Annotated in this window: 1 protein-coding gene; it reads left to right on the top strand. The window is 69.6% G+C overall.

What is annotated here, in order from left to right; genetic code table 11:
* Positions 1-20: 20 nt before the first annotated feature.
* On the top strand, positions 21-1,181 hold the full coding sequence (locus tag FNH04_RS46030; protein WP_152792157.1) for a substrate-binding domain-containing protein: 1,161 nt from the start codon (positions 21-23) through the stop codon (positions 1,179-1,181).
* Positions 1,182-1,340: the final 159 nt, after the last annotated feature.

Genomic DNA, 1,340 nt, shown 5'->3' with positions numbered 1-1,340 from the left:
CCCGTACGTCAGCAAGGAGCATGTCCGTGTCGTACAGCCACTCCCGCACGGCGCCGCTGAGAGCTGTGGCCGCGCTCGCCCTGGTCACGGCCTTCGCCGTCGGCTGCACCCGAGGTTCCGAGGCCGGCAGCGCCGCCGCCGTCAGCGACTCGAAGGCCGGCTGCCCCGCCGTCCTCGCCAAGGCCAAGGCCGCGGTCAAGGCGGCCGAGGACGTCAACGCCCCCTGGGACGGCCCGACCACCGGCCCCGAGGCCGTCCCCGGCAAGACCGTCGTCTACGTGGCCCAGAGCATGACCAACCCGGGAGTCGCCGGCACCGCCGAGGGGGTCAAGGAGGCCGCCAAGGCCATCGGATGGAAGATGCGCGTCATCGACGGCCAGGGCACCCCGGCCGGCATCCAGGCCGCCCTCAGCCAGGCCGTCGCCGTCAAGCCCGACGGTATCGTGCTGTCCGGCTTCGACCCCAAGTCGACCGCCCAGCAGGTCGCCCAGGCCAACGCCGCCGGCATCCCGCTCATCGGCTGGCACGCAGTGGACGCCCCCGGCCCCAGCACGAACCCGAAACTCTTCAGCAATGTCACCACCAGGGTCCAGGACGTCGCCAAGATCAGCGCGGACTGGGTCATCAGCCAGTCCAACGGCCGCGCCGGCGTGGTGGTGTTCACCGACGCATCCATCCCCTTCGCCAAGGGCAAGTCGGACCTGATCGAGAAGGAGCTCGCCACCTGCTCCGACGTCAAGGTCCTGACGACGTCCAACATCCCCATCGCCGACGCCAGCAACCGCACGCCGCAAGAGGTGTCCGCGCTGCTGTCCCGCTTCGGCACCAAGTGGACCAACTCCGTCGCCATCAACGACCTGTACTTCGCCGACGCCGCCCCGTCCCTGCGCGCGGCGGGCAAGAAGGGCAACGGAGCCCCCTTCAACATCGGTGCGGGAGACGGCGATCCGTCCGCCTTCCAGCGCATCAACAGCAAGCAGTTCCAGACGGCGACGGTCCCCGAGCCGCTGTCCGAGCAGGGCTGGCAGATCATCGACGAGTTCAACCGCGCCTTCGCCGGCAAGCCCGCCAGCGGCTACGTCGCCCCGGTCCACATCACCACGGCCGACAACAGCGGCGGCAAGTCCTCCTGGGACCCGGAGGGTTACCGGGAGGCGTACCGGAAGCTCTGGGGGAAGTGACCGGCTCCAGAAGCGACCCGGTCCCTTCGCAGACCGTCCCATGCACCACAAGAAAGGGAACGAAGCCCCGGCGCATCGGATGATTGAGAAAAGCGGAAGACTTGGCACATGGACGCAGGACTCGCCGCGCTGCTGGGCGCCGCTGTCGGCTCCGTCGCC

The sequence above is a fragment of the Streptomyces phyllanthi genome (assembly GCF_009377205.1).
GTDB lineage: Bacteria > Actinomycetota > Actinomycetes > Streptomycetales > Streptomycetaceae > Streptomyces > Streptomyces phyllanthi.
The sequence above is the reverse complement of the archived record's forward strand: the minus strand, read 5'-3'. Positions and strand labels throughout refer to the sequence as shown.

Coding starts and splice junctions, on each gene's coding strand:
- FNH04_RS46030 (WP_152792157.1), top strand. CDS start 21: ATGTCCGTGTCGTACAGCCACTCCCGCACGGCGCCGCTGAGAGCTGTG.